Below are 16,120 nucleotides of genomic sequence, written 5' to 3'. Positions count from 1 at the left end.
CGCGCACGGCTGCTGAGCAAGCCGTTTCTCCTGTGCCCACAGGTGGCACATTCTGGGTTGTCCGGATTTCCCGGTCCCTCACCTCATCACTTCACGGCATGCCGCTGTCGCGTGCCGAATTGCGCTCGCTCCTTTTCGTGGCGCCTCTGAGCGCGCCCGAGCACAGAAAGCTGCTTGAAATTGGCGAACATGATGAATCGAGCTGCCTCGAGCCGGATCGGGGGCCTGTGATGGTAGCGGCACGGATCACGGTCAACGGGAAGGAAGAACCGATCGCGCCCGTCGCGCCCCACACCACGGTGCTGGACTTCCTGCGCGAGCGCGGCCTGACCGGCACCAAGGAGGGCTGCGCCGAGGGCGAGTGCGGCGCCTGTTCCGTCCTGGTGGCACGCCCCGGCGTGAACAAGCCCACCGACTGGGTGGCGGTCAACGCCTGCCTGGTACCGGTCGCGGCGCTCGACGGCCAGGAGGTCGTCACCTCGGAGGGCCTCGCCACCGCGGCGGAGCCCGGCACGCCGGCCGTCCTGCACCCGGTGCAGGAGGAGATGGCGGTCCGCGGCGGCTCCCAGTGCGGATACTGCACGCCGGGATTCGTGTGCAGCATGGCCGCCGAGTACTACCGGCCCGACCGCTGCGCGCACGCGGACCCGGGCGCCGGGGCGGCCGACGGCACCGACGCCGAGCACGGCCCCAACGGGTTCGACCTGCACGCGCTGAGCGGGAACCTGTGCCGCTGCACCGGTTACCGCCCCATTCGCGACGCGGCCTTCGCCGTCGGCGCGCCCACCGACGATGACCCGCTGGCGCGGCGCCGCGAACAGGCTCCGCCCGCGCCGGTCGCCACCGAATACACCCAGGACGACCGCGTGTTCCTTCGCAAGGACACCCTGGCCGAAACGCTGCGGCTGCTGCGCGAGCGGCCCGACGCGGTGGTGGTCGCGGGGAGCACCGACTGGGGCGTGGAGGTGAACATCCGCTCCCGCCGGGCGGATTGCGTGGTCGCCGTCGACCGGCTGCCCGAACTGCGGGCGCTGCGCGTCGAATCCGACCGCATCGAGATCGGTGCGGCGCTGACTCTCACCGAGATCGAACGCCGGCTCGACGGCACCGTCCCGCTGCTGGCGGAGCTGTTCCCGCAGTTCGCTTCCCGGCTCATCCGCAACGGCGCCACCCTGGGAGGCAACCTCGGCACCGGCTCGCCCATCGGCGACAGCCCGCCGGTGCTGCTCGCACTGGAGGCGTCGGTGGTGCTCGCCGACGCCGACGGTGAGCGCGAGGTCCCGCTGGCGGACTACTTCACCGGTTACCGGCGGAGCGTGCGCCGCCCCGGCGAGCTGATCCGCGCGGTGCGCGTCCCGCTGCCGCTGTCGCCGGTCACGGCCTTCCACAAGATCGCCAAGCGGCGCTTCGACGACATCTCCAGCGTGGCGGTCGCCTTCGCGCTGGACATCGAGGAAGGGACCGTCCGCAAGGCGCGCATCGGCCTGGGCGGCGTGGCCGCCACCCCGGTCCGCGCACTTGCCACCGAGGCGGCCCTGGAGGGCAGGCCGTGGTCGGCCGCGACCGCCGAGGCGGCGGCCCGGGTGCTGCGGGGCGAGGGCACACCGATGGACGACCATCGCGCCAGCTCCCTCTACCGTTCCGCGATGCTCGGCCAGAGCCTGCTGAAGCTGTACGCCCAGACCACCGAGGCGGTGCCGTCATGAGCCACCTGTCCGAGCGCCCCGACAAGCCGGCCGTCGGCCTCTCGGTGCCCCACGAGAGCGCCTACCAGCACGTCACGGGCACCGCCCTCTACACCGACGACCTGGTCCAGCGCACCAAGGACGTCCTGCACGCCCACCCGGTCCAGGTGATGAGGGCCCGCGGGCGGATCACCGCGCTGCGCACCGCGCCCGCGCTCGCCGTGCCCGGCGTGGTCCGCGTGCTGACCGGCGCCGACGTGCCCGGCGTCAACGACGCCGGTATGAAGCACGACGAACCGCTCTTCCCCGACGAGGTCATGTTCCACGGCCACGCGGTCGCCTGGGTGCTCGGCGAGACCCTGGAGGCGGCCCGGCTCGGTGCGGCGGCCGTCGAGGTGGAGCTCGACGAACTGCCCTCCGTGATCACGCTGCGGGACGCGATCGAGGCGGACAGCTACCACGGCGCCCGCCCCGTCATGTCGCACGGCGACGTCGACGCCGGCTTCGCCGACTCCGCGCACGTGTTCACCGGCGAGTTCCGGTTCTCCGGCCAGGAGCACTTCTATCTGGAGACCCACGCCGCGCTCGCCCAGGTCGACGAGAACGGGCAGCTGTTCATCCAGTCCAGCACCCAGCACCCGTCCGAGACCCAGGAGATCGTCTCGCACGTGCTCGGTGTGCCCGCCCACGAGGTGACCGTGCAGTGCCTGCGGATGGGCGGCGGCTTCGGCGGCAAGGAGATGCAGCCGCACGGCTTCGCGGCCGTCGCCGCGCTCGGCGCCAAGCTGACCGGCCGCCCGGTCCGGTTCCGGCTCAACCGGACCCAGGACATGACCATGTCCGGCAAGCGGCACGGATTCCACGCCACCTGGAAAATCGGCTTCGACACCGAGGGCCGCATCCAGGCCCTGGACGCCACGCTGACCGCGGACGGCGGCTGGAGCCTGGACCTGTCCGAGCCGGTGCTGGCGCGGGCGCTGTGCCACATCGACAACACGTACTGGATCCCCAACGCGCGCGTCGCCGGCCGCATCGCCAGGACCAACACCGTCTCCAACACCGCTTTCCGCGGCTTCGGCGGACCGCAGGGCATGCTGGTGATCGAGGACATCCTCGGCCGCTGCGCGCCGCGGCTCGGCCTGGACCCCATGGAGCTGCGCGAACGCAACTTCTACCGGCCCGGCCAGGGCCAGACGACGCCGTACGGACAGCCGGTCTCCCAGCCCGAGCGGATCACCACCGTCTGGCAGCAGGTGCGGGAGAACGGCGGCATCGCCGACCGCAGGCGCGAGATCGCCGCCTTCAACGCCGCGCACCCGCACACCAAGCGGGCGCTCGCGGTCACCGGCGTCAAGTTCGGCATCTCGTTCAACCTCACCGCCTTCAACCAGGGCGGCGCGCTGGTGCTCATCTACAAGGACGGCTCCGTCCTGATCAACCACGGCGGCACCGAGATGGGCCAGGGCCTGCACACCAAGATGATTCAGGTGGCCGCGACCACGCTGGGCATCCCGCTGCACAAGGTCCGTCTCGCCCCGACCCGCACCGACAAGGTGCCCAACACCTCAGCCACCGCCGCCAGTTCGGGGGCGGACCTCAACGGCGGGGCGATCAGGAACGCTTGTGAGCAGCTGCGCGGGCGACTGCTGCAGGTGGCCGCCTCCCAGCTCGGCGCGAACGCCTCGGACGTGCGCATCGTCGAGGGCGTGGCGCGCGCCCTGGGCAGCGACGAGGAGCTGGCCTGGGACGACCTGGTGCGCACCGCGTACTTCCAGCGGGTCCAGCTGTCGGCGGCCGGCTACTACCGGACCGAGGGGCTGCACTGGGACGCGAAGTCCTTCCGGGGCTCGCCGTTCAAGTACTTCGCGATCGGCGCCGCGGCGACCGAGGTGGAGGTGGACGGATTCACCGGCGCGTACCGCATCCGGCGCGTGGACATCGTGCACGACGTCGGCGACAGCCTCTCCCCGATGATCGACATCGGTCAGGTCGAGGGCGGCTTCGTGCAGGGTGCGGGCTGGCTGACGCTGGAGGACCTGCGCTGGGACACCGGCGACGGCCCGAACCGCGGCCGGCTGCTGACCCAGGCCGCCAGCACCTACAAGCTGCCGAGCTTCTCGGAGATGCCCGAGGAGTTCAACGTCACCCTGCTGGAGAACGCCACCGAGGAGGGCGCGGTCTACGGCTCCAAGGCGGTGGGCGAGCCGCCGCTGATGCTGGCGTTCTCGGTGCGCGAGGCGCTGCGGCAGGCCGCCGCCGCGTTCGGGCCGGACGGGGTGAGCGTCGAGCTCGCTTCACCCGCGACCCCCGAGGCGGTGTACTGGGCGATCCAGGAGGCCCGGCGTGGTGACACCGCCGGGGAGGGCAGGGCCCGCGACGAAGCCGCCTCCGACGGGGGCGAGGCCCGCACCGGCGCGGCAGCGCTGAGCGGTGCCTGACATGACGTGGGTCGCCGCGGTCGCGCGGTTGCGGGCTCGCCGGGAGCCCGGCGTGCTGGTGACCGTCGCGACCGTGCGCGGCCACGCCCCGCGCGACGCCGGTGCGAAGCTCGTCGTGGGGCGGACCGGGACGTGGGGCTCGATCGGCGGCGGCAACGTCGAGGCCGTGGCGATCGACCGGGCCCGGGAGATGGTCACCGCGTCCGAGCCGAAGCCGGAACTGATCGACTTCGCGCTGAACGACAAGGTGACCAACCAGCACGGCGTGCAGTGCTGCGGCGGCACGGTCTCGGTACTGCTCGAACCGCTCCCGGTGGTCAGGGCCGTGGCGGTCTTCGGGGTCGGGCACGTAGGGCTCGAACTGGCCCGCATCCTGGCCCGCCAGGACCTCGACCTGCACCTCGTCGACAGCCGCGCCGACCTCCTCACCGAGGAGCGGCTCGGCGTGCTGGCCGACGCGGTGGCCCAGGTGCACGTGCACCACACGCCGCTGCTGCCGGAGGAGGTGCTGGCCGAGCTGCCGCCCGGCACCCACGTCCTGATCATGACCCACGACCACGCCGAGGACGCGGCCCTGTGCGACGCCGCCCTGCGCACCGACCACCTCGGTTCCATCGGGCTGATCGGGTCGGTGGCCAAGTGGGCGCGGTTCCGCAAGCGCCTCGCCACCGAGGGCGGCCACGACGACACCGTCATCGACCGGATCAAGACGCCGATCGGGCTCCCCGACATCGCCGGCAAGGAACCCGCGACCATCGCCGTGAGCGTCGCGGCCGATCTGCTGCGCACCTTCGAATCAGCGGGGGGCTGACCCTCCTGAGACGCCCTTCAGGGGTGCCCGGCCCGCCTGGACGACGCGGACGAGGCACCCCTTCGGCATGCTCCCGGGTCGGTGGCGCCGCTTGTCCTAAGGCTTTCGTAGGAGTCTACGAAGCACCGGTACCAGCCTGCTCGTTGTTCGTGCCTTCGGCCCCTGGCCGGTTCCGGCCAGCAGCCTGTGTACTCCTCCCTACAGGTTGCAGCCGCCGTTCCGCCCACACACCAGCCGAGGAGCCGCCATGACCACCCACGCCGCCGAGACCGGCATCCGCGAGTACGAGCGCGCCTGGATGGACCGGGCCATCGGGCTCGCCACCACCAGTGTCGCGAACGGCGGCGGCCCCTTCGGCGCGCTCATCGCCAAGGACGGCGACATCGTCGCCGTCGCCAACAACAAGGTCACCTCCAGCCTCGACCCCACCGCGCACGCCGAGGTCAGCGCCATCCGCGCGGCCTGCCGGAAGCTCGGCACGTTCAGCCTGGAGGGCTGCACCCTCGTCACCTCCTGCGAGCCCTGCCCGATGTGCCTGTCCTCCTCCCTGTGGGCCCGCGTCGACCGGCTGATCTACTCCGCCGACCGCCACGACGCCGCCGTGGCCGGCTTCGACGACCGCAAGTTCTACGACCTGTTCGAGAAGCGGCCCCAGGAGATGTGGCCCATGGCCGTCGAACACCTCGACCTGCCCCACCGCACCCAGCCGTTCGACGCCTGGCTCGCCAAGACGGACCGCGTCGACTACTGACCGGCCGCCGTCCCCTCCCGGGAGCATGCCGAACCTCCCGGCACGTGTGCTGTTTCCACCAGGGCCTGCCCGGCGCGCTTCGCCGGACAGGCCCTGGGTCCGGGCGCCGAGCCGGGGCTCAGCGCTTGAGCGTGAAGGTGAAGTCGCCGGAGCACCTGCCGCTCAGCCGGACCGCCGACACGAGCTTCCCCTCCGTGATCAGTCTCTTCACCTCGGCCCGCGAGAGACCGCACCCCTCGGCGATCAGCCGCACCGGCCGGACGGGTATCCGCACCTCGAAGCGGACCGACACGTCGATCACCTCGCGGTCCAGGTGATCCGATCCGCCGGTGTCGAGGCGCCAGGCGCCTTCCCAGTCGAGGGCGATGCGATTGGGGTGCAGCAGGGCCGGGTCCCGGAGCAGCTCGGACGCCAGGGCGGCGTCGTTGTCGTGCATCCGGTCCAACAGCTCGGGCCGTACGGAACGCACGTTCCTCCGCTCCAGGACGGTGATCTTCGTGGTGTCCCCGCAGGCGGCGCAGAGCGCGAGGAGCCAGGCGTCGATGCGCTTGTGGTTGGCGTTGACGCGAAACTTGCCGTTCACCCGGAAGCGGCCGGACCCGCACGCGTGGCAACGACGGCGGACGAGAGGCAGGCAGGCGGGAATGACCGCCCAGTTGTCGAGCACAGAAGTACACCGGTTCCAGTGAGAATTCCGCAGCAGAAAGGGCGCGGCGCACAAGCGCGACGCGCGACGATTCAGCGCTCGGGAGGTCTCACACGGTGTACAACGGCACGTCCTTGCCCAGACGACTCGGTCAGGCAGCACGGTAATGGCGCGCGGCGGCGCCCTTCCACAGGTTTTCGCGGGCGGGTGCGCGAGGATGGAGGCATGGCCAACCGACTTGCGCAGGCGACGTCCCCGTACCTCCTCCAGCACGCGGAGAACCCCGTCGACTGGTGGCCGTGGGAGGCCGGCGCGTTCGAAGAGGCCCGGCGGCGCGATGTCCCCGTCCTCCTCAGCGTCGGCTACAGCGCGTGCCACTGGTGCCACGTCATGGCGCACGAGTCCTTCGAGGACGACGCCACCGCCGCGTACCTGAACGAGCACTTCGTGTCCGTCAAGGTCGACCGCGAGGAGCGCCCCGACGTCGACGCCGTCTACATGGAGGCCGTGCAGGCGGCGACCGGGCAGGGCGGCTGGCCCATGACCGTCTTCCTCACCCCGGACGCCGAGCCCTTCTACTTCGGCACCTACTTCCCGCCCGAGCCCCGGCACGGCATGCCGTCCTTCCGGCAGGTGCTCCAGGGTGTGCGCCAGGCATGGGCGGAGCGGCGCGGTGAGGTCACGGAGGTCGCGGGGAAGATCGTGCGGGACCTCGCCGGGCGGGAGATCTCCTACGGCGACGCCCAGGCCCCCGGCGAGGCCGAGCTCGGACAGGCGCTGCTCGGGCTCACCCGGGAGTACGACCCTCAGCGCGGCGGGTTCGGCGGGGCGCCGAAGTTCCCGCCGTCCATGGTGATCGAGTTCCTGTTGCGCCATCACGCCCGCACCGGCGCCGAGGGCGCGCTCCAGATGGCGTCCGACACCTGTGAACGGATGGCGCGCGGCGGCATCTACGACCAGTTGGGCGGCGGCTTCGCCCGCTACTCGGTCGACCGCGAGTGGGTGGTGCCGCACTTCGAGAAGATGCTGTACGACAACGCCCTGCTGTGCCGCGTCTACGCCCACCTGTGGCGTGCCACCGGCTCCGAGCTCGCCCGCCGGGTCGCCCTGGAGACCGCCGACTTCATGGTCCGCGAGCTGCGCACCGCCGAGGGCGGTTTCGCCTCCGCGCTGGACGCCGACAGCGACGACGGCACCGGCAGGCACGTCGAGGGCGCCTACTACGTGTGGACGCCCGAGCAGCTCACCGAGGTCCTGGGGGAAGCGGACGCCGAGCTCGCCGCGCAGTACTTCGGCGTGACCCGGGAAGGCACCTTCGAACACGGTTCCTCAGTGCTGCAACTGCCGCAGCAGGACACTGTGTTCGACGCCGACCGGATCGCCTCCGTCCGGGAGCGGCTGCTGGCCGCCCGGGAAGGCCGTCCCGCCCCCGGCCGGGACGACAAGGTGGTCGCCGCCTGGAACGGGCTCGCGATCGCCGCGCTCGCCGAGACGGGCGCCTACTTCGAGCGCCCCGACCTCGTGGAGGCCGCCGGCGCCGCCGCCGACCTGCTCGTGCGGCTGCACCTCGACGACCACGCCCGGCTCTTCCGCACCAGCAAGGACGGCCGCGCGGGCGCCCACGCCGGGGTGCTGGAGGACTACGCCGACGTGGCCGAGGGTTTCCTCGCGCTGGCGTCGGTCACCGGGGAGGGCGTCTGGCTGGACTTCGCCGGGCTGCTGCTCGACCACGTCCTCACCCGCTTCACGGACGAGTCCGGATCGCTCTACGACACCGCCTCCGACGCCGAGCGGCTGATCCGCCGCCCGCAGGACCCCACCGACAACGCCACCCCGTCCGGCTGGACCGCCGCCGCCGGAGCCCTCCTGTCCTACGCCGCCCACACCGGCTCGGAGCCCCACCGCAGCGCGGCCGAGCACGCGCTCGGCGTGGTGAAGGCGCTCGGTCCGCGCGTCCCGCGCTTCGTCGGCTGGGGTCTGGCCGCTGCCGAGGCGCTGCTCGACGGTCCCCGCGAAGTCGCCGTGGTCGGGCCCGCGTCGGGTGACGCCGCGGCCGAGGGCCTGCACCGTACGGCGCTCCTGGGGACGGCGCCCGGGGCGGTCGTCGCCTTCGGCGCCGAGGGGAGCGACGAATTCCCCTTGCTCGCCGACCGGCCACTGGTGGGCGGGGCGCCGGCGGCGTATGTCTGCCGCAACTTCACCTGCGACGCGCCGACCACCGATCCGGAACTTCTCCGCGCCAGCCTGAACAGCTGAAACGACATAAAGAGAAACAACCGGAACGCGACCGGTGGGTGAAATGTTCAGACCCGGTCCTCGTCGTGAGGAAACACGCTCTTCACTCAACCACCTTATGTGTTTCACAGATTACCCCTAGCCTCTCCACCGTGACGCGGCGGAGTGGTCGCCCGGGTTCGGGCGCGCCGCCGCGGCAGGGGGAGTTCAAGATCTGGGGGGATCTTTTTGCTGACGTCCGTGTTCATCGCTGCTGTTTCACTGGCGCTCTTCTGGATGGCGGCGTTCACGCTGTGGTGGCAGATGCACGCCTGGCGTACGCCGGAGGTCCTGGCCTCGACCCGGTTCAGCCCGCCGGACGGGGACGAGCACGTGTCGTTCTCGCTGCTCGTGCCCGCGCGGCACGAGCAGGCGGTGCTCGACCAGACCATCCAGCGGCTGCTGACCTCGACCCACGCCGACTTCGAGATCATCGTGATCGTCGGGCACGACGATCCGGAGACCACCGCCGTCGCCGAGCGGGCCGCCGGCCGTGATCCGCGCCTGCGGGTCGTCGTCGACACCCACGAGAAGAAGAACAAGCCGAGGGCCATGAACACGGCGCTGCCGCACTGCCGCGGCGACGTCGTCGGGGTCTTCGACGCCGAGGACCAGGTCCACCCGGCGCTGCTCGCCCACGTCGACCACGCCTTCCGCACCACCGGCGCCGACGTCGTGCAGGGCGGCGTCCAGTTGATCAACTTCCACTCCAGCTGGTACAGCCTGCGCAACTGCCTGGAGTACTTCTTCTGGTTCCGCTCCCGGCTGCACCTGCACGCGCAGAAGGGGTTCATCCCGCTCGGCGGCAACACCGTCTTCGTGCGCACGGACGTGCTCCGCGCGGCCGACGGCTGGGACCCCGACTGCCTGGCCGAGGACTGCGACCTCGGCGTCCGGCTCTCCAGCATCGGCAAGAAGGTCGTCGTCGCCTACGACTCCGACATGGTCACCCGCGAGGAGACCCCGGGCACGCTGATCTCCCTGCTGAAGCAACGCACCCGTTGGAACCAGGGCTTCCTCCAGGTGTACCGGAAGAAGGACTGGAGGCAACTGCCCACCTTCACCCAGCGGTTGCTGGCCCGCTACACCCTGATGACGCCGTTCTTCCAGGCCTTCACCGGTGTGATCATCCCGCTCAACGCGGCCGTCGCGCTGCTGCTGGACGTGCCCGTCGGCATCGCCTTCGTCACCTTCCTGCCGGCCGTCACCGCCCTGGTCACCTTCGTCTTCGAGGTCGTCGGTCTGCACGACTTCGGCAAGCAGTACGGCCTCCGGGTCCGCTTCACGCACTACGTGAAACTGATCGTCGGCGGCCCCTTCTACCAGGTCCTCCTGGCCGGGGCCGCCGTCCGCGCCGTCTGGCGCGAGCAACGCGGCCGCAACGACTGGGAGTTGACCAGCCATGTCGGCGTCCATCTCGCGCCGGTGGACCGAGAGGACGTCCCCGCGTGACCTCGACCCTCCCAGCGGCGACCGGCACCGAGGTCCCCGCGCAGCGCACGCCTGCCCACGACAGCGACCCGCCCGCCCGGAGAGCGGCACCACCGGGCCGCCTGCGCTCCTCGCGCCCCGACCTCCTGCTCTGCGGCACGCTCCTCGTGGCGATCATGCTCGTGCAGGGCTGGAACATCTCCGACTACCCGACCCTCAGTGACGACGAGGGCACCTACCTCGCCCAGGCCTGGGCCGTCCAGCAGGGCGAGGGCCTGGCCCACTACACCTACTGGTACGACCACCCGCCGCTCGGCTGGATCCAGATAGCAGTGCTGACCTGGGTACCGGCGCTGCTCAGCCCCGAGTCGATGACCGTCGGCACCATGCGCGGCGTGATGCTGCTGGTCAGCGCGGTGTCCGCCGTCCTCGTCCACGTCATCGCCCGCCGCCTGTCCCTGCCCCGCTGGGCTGCCGGGCTCGCCATGGCCCTCTTCGGGCTCTCCCCGTTGTCGGTGGTCCTCCAGCGGGAGATCTTCCTCGACAACCTCGCGGTGATGTGGACCCTGCTGGCCTTCGCGCTGGCCGCCTCACCGAGCCGGCACCTGTGGCACCACTTCGGGGCGGGCATCGCAGCCGCGACGGCCGTGCTCACCAAGGAGACGATGCTCGTCGTCCTGCCCGCCCTCTTCGTCACCGCCTGGCGGCACAGCCACCGGGACACCCGCAAGTTCGCCCTGACCGGCGCCGTCACGGCCTGCGCGCTCATCGGTTTCTCCTATCCGCTGTTCGCCCTGCTCAAGGGCGAGCTGCTGCCGGGCGAAGGGCACGTGTCCCTGTGGGAGGGCATCGAGTACCAGCTCACCCGCCCCGGCTCCGGCTTCATCCTCGACGAGGGCTCCGGCTCGTGGGGCGTCCTGCAGTCCTGGCTCTACTACGACCGGGTCCTGCCCCTCGGCGGTCTCGCCGGGGCGCTGCTCCTGCTGGTCACCTGGCGCTGGTCGGTCACCGCCCGCGCCCTGGCCGGCCCGGCCCTCACGGTCGCGATCCTCGCCGCCCTCGCCCTGCGCCCCAGCGGCTACCTGCCCGCCATGTACGTCATCCAGGCGCTGCCCTTCCTCGCCCTGGTGCTGGCCGGCGGCGCGGCGAGCGTCGCCCACGCCGTCCTGCGCAGATGGCGCACCGAGGCCGAGAAGCGGGGCGTCACCCTGGGGCGGTACGCCCTCGCCGGCGTCCTGGTGCTCGCCGCCGGCGCCTACGTCGTACCCCGCTGGTACGACGGCGACCGGACCGCCGTCACCGCCGACGCCAACGCTCCCTACGAGGCCGCCGCCGACTGGCTGGCGAGCGAGGTCCCCAACCCGGAGGACACCCGCGTCCTCGTCGACGACGCGCTCTGGCTGGACCTCGTGCACGCCGGGTACGAACCCGGGCTCGGCGTCATCTGGTTCTACAAGGCCGACCTCGACCCGGCCGTCACCAAGACGATGCCGGGCGGCTGGCGGGACATCGACTACGTGGTGGCCTCCCCGACGGTGCGGCGCGACGCGGTCGACCTGCCCAACGTGAAGGCGGCCATGAACCACTCGGCTCCGGTCGCCGTCTTCGGCACCGGTGCGGACCGTATCGAGATCCGCCGCGTCCAGCCCTCCGGAGCCGCCCGATGAGTCACGAGTCCACCGTCCCCGGCGAGCTGGGCGATCCGGCCGTAGGCGCCGCGGAGGTCCCCGAGCCGGGCGCCGTCACCATCGTCGTACCGACCTTCAACGAGTCCGGCAACGTACGGCGGCTGCTCCGCCTCATCACCGAGTCCGTGCCCGCCCGGCTGCCCTGTGAGGTCGTCTTCGTGGACGACTCCACCGACGACACCCCGGACGTGATCCGCGCGGCGGCGCCCGACTGCCCCTTCCCGGTCACCGTCCTGCACCGCGCCGAACCCTCCGGCGGGCTCGGCGGCGCCGTCGTCGAGGGCATGCGGGCGGCCGGGTCGGCCTGGATCGTCGTCATGGACGGCGACTGCCAGCATCCGCCCTCCCTGGTGCCGGAGCTGGTCGCCACCGGCGAGCGGACGGGCGCCGGACTGGTCGTCGCCTCCCGCTACGTCAAGGGCGGCAGCCGCGCCGGCCTCGCGGGCAGCTACCGGGTCGCCGTCTCCCGCGCGGCGACCTGGCTGACGAAGGCGCTCTTCCCGCGCCGCCTGCACGGCATCAGCGACCCGATGAGCGGCTTCTTCGCCATCCGCCGCAGCGAGGTCACCGCCGACGTGCTCAAGCCGCTGGGCTACAAGATCCTCCTGGAGCTGGCCGTCCGCAGCCGCCCCCAGGCCGTCACCGAAGTGCCCTTCGTCTTCGAGGAGCGGTTCGCCGGCGAGTCCAAGTCCACGGCCCAGGAGGGCATGCGCTTCCTGCGCCACCTGGCCGGACTGCGCACCGCCTCGCCGCTGGCCCGCATGGTCGCCTTCGGGCTGATCGGGCTGAGCGGCTTCGTGCCGAACCTGGCCGCCCTGTGGGCGTTCACCGAGGCGGGCGTGCACTACCTGCCCGCCGAGATCGCCGCCAACCAGTTCGGCGTGGCCTGGAACTTCCTGCTCCTGGAGCGGCTGCTCTTCCGCGATCGGCGCCGGCACCGGCACTGGGCCGACCGGACCCTGAGGTTCGCGCTGATCGCCAACGCCGACCTGGTGCTGCGCATCCCGCTGATCGCCCTGCTCGTCGGCCAGTTCGAACTTGCCGTGCTGCCGGCCACCGCGCTGGCTCTCGTCATCACCTTCGTCCTGCGCTTCGCCGGGACCGAAGCGCTGGTGTACCTCCCGCGCCGACGCCGTACGGCCCGCACAGCAAGGAGTGACGCATGAGAAGCAGACCGCGAAGAGTCCTCCGCCGGGCTCCCCGACGGAGAACCTCCGCGCTCCTGGCGGTGTCCGCCCTCACCGGCGGCCTCCTCCTCACCGCGCCGCAGCCCGCCTCCGCCGCCGACCTGATCACCAACCCCGGTTTCGAGACCGCCGGCACCGGCGACATGCCGTACTGCTGGGAGAAGTCCGGCTGGGGCGACAACGACTTCACCTTCGAGACGGTCGCCGACGCCCACTCCGGCGACAAGGCCATGAAGGTGGAGCTGACCCGTCGCGTCGACGGCGACCGCAAGGCCCTGATCACCGAGTCCGCCGAGTGCGCGCCGGTGGTGACGGAGGGCAAGCAGTACGACCTGTCGCTCTGGTACAAGACGACGACCCCGGACGCCTCACTCACCCTCTTCCGGCACGACGCCACCGCGGGCTGGCAGTACTGGACCGACCTGAAGACCCTGGACCTGGCGGCAGACTGGACGCAGGCGAGCGTCCGCACCCCCGAGGTCCCGGCCGGCACCGACCGCATCAGCTGGGGCGTCTCCGTCTACGGCACAGGCTCGGCGACCACCGACGACTACACGATGGAGCAGGTCGCCGACCCGATTCCGGACCCGGAGTGCACGGGCACCGCCGAGGAGTGCGCCGACGGCAGCTGGGACGTGCTGCCCACCGAGAACCCGGTCCGCTCCATGCACTCGGTCGTGCTGCACAACGGCAAGGTGCTGCTGATCGCGGGCTCCGGCAACGACCCGGAGATGTTCGAGGCGGGCACCTTCACCTCCGCGGTCTACGACCCGCAGACCGGCGACTACAGGACCATCCCGACGCCCAAGGACATGTTCTGCGCCGGGCACGTGCAGCTCAAGGACGGTCGCGTGCTCGTCATGAGCGGCAACCTGGGCTACCCCTCGGCGGACGGCACGATCGGCTACCAGGGCTTCAAGGACTCGTACGTCTTCGACCCGGAGACCGAGACCTACCTCAAGACCAACGACATGAACGACGGCCACTGGTACCCGTCGGCGACGATCCTCGGCAACGGCGACGTCATCTCCTTCGGCGGCCTGCGCGAGGACTCCACCGGCTCGGTGACGGCGGAGCTGTGGTCGGACGAGCAGCAGAAGTGGCTGCCGACCTGGCAGGTCAACCAGACCTGGTCGTACTGGGGCCTGTACCCGTCGATGATCCTCATGCAGGACGGCCGGCTCTTCTACTCCGGCAGCCACGTCTTCGGCAACAACATCCCCGGCACCGGCTCCGCGATCTACGACTACGGGGCCAACACCATCACCGAGGTACCCGGCCTCCAGCGCAAGGACGAGCGGGACCAGTCGATGAGCGTGCTGCTGCCCCCGGCGCAGGACCAGAAGGTGCTGACCATCGGCGGCGGCAACACCGACTCCAATCCGGACGCCAACCGCCTCACCGACATCATCGACCTCAAGCAGCCCGACCCCACGTACGTCGCCGGTCCGCCCCTCCCGCAGGGCACCGTCGACCTCGGCAACGGACCGGTCCCGCAGACCGGTGACCAGGGCAAGATGTACGTCTCCGCGGTTCTGCTGCCCGACGGCAGGGTGCTGGAGACCGGCGGCGCGCTGCACAACCGGGCCGACCCGGTCTTCGAGACGTCGATCTTCGACCCGGCGACCGAGAGCTTCGACCCGGTGGCGGTCGACCCCGAGGCCCGCGGCTACCACTCCTCGGCGTTCCTGCTGCCCGACGGCCGCGTGATGACGACCGGCGACAACCCGGGCAACGGCTCATGGAACCACGACGTGTCGATCTACACGCCGCCCTACCTGCTCAAGGGCGAGCGCCCGACGATCACCTCGGTCATCGACACCGAGTGGAACTACGGCGACACCCAGCGGATCACCGTCGACCGGCCGATCGCCAAAGCCGAGCTGATCCGCCCGGCCGCGGTCACGCACTCCTCGGACCCGAACCAGCGGTTCGTGGACCTGCCGCTGTCGGTGGACGGCGACAACGTCGACCTCAACGTCACCAGCAATCCCAACCTGGCTCCGCCCGGCTGGTACATGCTCTTCGCGGTCGACGCGAACGGTGTGCCCTCGGTGGCGAAGTGGGTGCACCTCGACGGCCCGCGCGCGCTCAGCACCAAGGACGCCTCCGCACACGTCCACTCCTTCGCCGACGCCCCGCGGGGCGAGGTGGCCGAGCCCGGCGTGAAGCGCGCCTCGCAGCCGGTCAGCCCCACCGTCTCCGGCTGCGACCGGCACTACGGCTCCGCCAACGTGTGCGTGCCGACCGCGTTCCCGGAGGAGGTCAAGGCGACGACGGCCGACCGCTGCACCTGGCTGAAGGAGCACGACTACGGGCCCCTGGAGGTCAACGGCAAGGACGACCCGCTGAAGCTGGACCGCAACCGCGACGGCGTCGCCTGCGGGAAGGGGGACGTGCGCGGGAAGCGCTAACGTTCCTGCCCGGACTCGGTGAGGGCGCGCTCCACGATGGCCTCCAGCTGCTCGTGGTGCGCGCCCCTCCAGTACGCCCGCCCGCAGCCCCGGCACTGCGCGAACACGTCGTACGACCGCTGGGTGCCGCCCTTGAGCTGGTCCGCGACCTGCTCCTTGGTGGTCTCCTCCAGCAGGCCGTTGCAGGCGGTGCACCTCGTCCAGGGGCGCAGCTCGGGCCGGAAGCGGTCCAGCACCTCGCGGAGCTGGTCGTCGGGGCGGGTGCTGTAGACGTAGGCGCCGGCCCACAGCTCGCGGCGGCGCAGCAGGCCCCGGTCGCGGCTGAGCAGGACCCGCTTCTCGGCGGCCGACAGCGCGGCGAGCGCCGGGTCGCCGAGGTCGGTGGACTCGTAGGCGGTGTCCACGCCGAGCAGCCGCAGCCGGCGGGCGAGGGTGCCCAGGTGGACGTCGAGCAGGAAGCGCAGGGGAGCGCCCGGCACCCGCTGCGGGCGCTCGACGGGCCGCACGCTCACCGACTCGCCGCCCGTGGGCACGTGTCCGCGCGGCACTTCGCGGCCGTCCACGAGGAGCGCGCCGACCTCGGTCAGCGGGACGCCGAGGGACTCGACGACGTGCCCGAGCGTGGAGACACCGTCGGTGACGGTGCGGGTGGCACCGGTCGGGCGGGCCCGCGGGACGAACAGGTGCAGTTCGGGAGCGAATTCGACGTGGATCTCGGGTCCGTTCACGCGGCCAGGATGCCACGGGGTGAGGGGCACGGCCCGGGCCTTTCCGCACGCCCCGTGTGCTGCGGCC

General features: G+C 71.5%; 11 protein-coding genes. 9 read left to right on the top strand and 2 right to left on the bottom strand.

The features are described from left to right. The first annotated feature begins 230 nt into the window (after positions 1–230). The 4 genes from IE142_RS04850 to IE142_RS04835 all read left to right on the top strand — a co-directional run bounded on the left by IE142_RS04850 (position 231) and on the right by IE142_RS04835 (position 5,685). Positions 231–1,706, top strand: coding sequence for a xanthine dehydrogenase small subunit (locus IE142_RS04850; protein WP_191884562.1), 1,476 nt, complete (start codon positions 231–233; stop codon positions 1,704–1,706). After that, a complete protein-coding gene (gene xdhB / locus IE142_RS04845; RefSeq protein ID WP_191884561.1) occupies positions 1,703–4,123 on the top strand; it encodes a xanthine dehydrogenase molybdopterin binding subunit in 2,421 nt (806 codons plus the stop codon). Before IE142_RS04850 ends, xdhB begins: the two co-directional genes overlap by 4 nt. Position 4,124: 1 nt before the next feature. Then, positions 4,125–4,934, top strand: a complete 810-nt coding sequence (xdhC, locus tag IE142_RS04840) for a xanthine dehydrogenase accessory protein XdhC (protein WP_191884560.1) — start codon at positions 4,125–4,127, stop codon at positions 4,932–4,934. A gap of 247 nt (positions 4,935–5,181) precedes the next feature. Next, on the top strand, positions 5,182–5,685 hold the full coding sequence (locus tag IE142_RS04835) for a nucleoside deaminase (RefSeq protein ID WP_191884559.1): 504 nt from the start codon (positions 5,182–5,184) through the stop codon (positions 5,683–5,685). A gap of 118 nt (positions 5,686–5,803) precedes the next feature. On the opposite strand, the gene IE142_RS04830 is transcribed toward IE142_RS04835, so the two are convergent. Next, positions 5,804–6,352, bottom strand: a complete 549-nt coding sequence (locus tag IE142_RS04830; protein WP_191884558.1) for a DUF1062 domain-containing protein — start codon at positions 6,350–6,352, stop codon at positions 5,804–5,806. Positions 6,353–6,556: 204 nt separating this feature from the next. Between IE142_RS04830 and IE142_RS04825 the strand changes: the two genes are divergently transcribed. From IE142_RS04825 to IE142_RS04805, 5 genes are all read left to right on the top strand, one after another. Further along, entirely contained in the window at positions 6,557–8,587 is a 2,031-nt protein-coding gene (locus IE142_RS04825) for a thioredoxin domain-containing protein (RefSeq protein ID WP_191884557.1), read from the top strand. 207 nt (positions 8,588–8,794) lie between these two features. After that, positions 8,795–10,057 carry a glycosyltransferase gene (locus tag IE142_RS04820; protein WP_191884556.1) on the top strand — a complete coding sequence of 421 codons (1,263 nt, stop codon included), beginning with the start codon at positions 8,795–8,797 and terminating at the stop codon, positions 10,055–10,057. Then, on the top strand, positions 10,054–11,703 hold the full coding sequence (locus IE142_RS04815; RefSeq protein WP_191884555.1) for an ArnT family glycosyltransferase: 1,650 nt from the start codon (positions 10,054–10,056) through the stop codon (positions 11,701–11,703). Before IE142_RS04820 ends, IE142_RS04815 begins: the two co-directional genes overlap by 4 nt. Next, positions 11,700–12,890: a glycosyltransferase gene (locus tag IE142_RS04810; RefSeq protein ID WP_191884554.1), complete on the top strand. Its 1,191-nt coding sequence runs from the start codon at positions 11,700–11,702 to the stop codon at positions 12,888–12,890. Before IE142_RS04815 ends, IE142_RS04810 begins: the two co-directional genes overlap by 4 nt. Continuing rightward, complete coding sequence (locus IE142_RS04805; protein WP_191884553.1) at positions 12,887–15,325, top strand: galactose oxidase early set domain-containing protein; 2,439 nt, start codon at positions 12,887–12,889, stop codon at positions 15,323–15,325. The genes IE142_RS04810 and IE142_RS04805 overlap by 4 nt, the downstream gene beginning before the upstream one ends. On the opposite strand, the gene IE142_RS04800 is transcribed toward IE142_RS04805, so the two are convergent. Next, positions 15,322–16,053, bottom strand: a complete 732-nt coding sequence (locus tag IE142_RS04800) for a Mut7-C RNAse domain-containing protein (RefSeq protein ID WP_191884552.1) — start codon at positions 16,051–16,053, stop codon at positions 15,322–15,324. The genes IE142_RS04805 and IE142_RS04800 overlap by 4 nt on opposite strands. Positions 16,054–16,120: the final 67 nt, after the last annotated feature.

The organism is Streptomyces mutabilis, assembly GCF_014649815.1.
GTDB classification, from domain to species: Bacteria; Actinomycetota; Actinomycetes; order Streptomycetales; family Streptomycetaceae; genus Streptomyces; species Streptomyces mutabilis.
The sequence above is the reverse complement of the archived record's forward strand: the minus strand, read 5'-3'. Positions and strand labels throughout refer to the sequence as shown.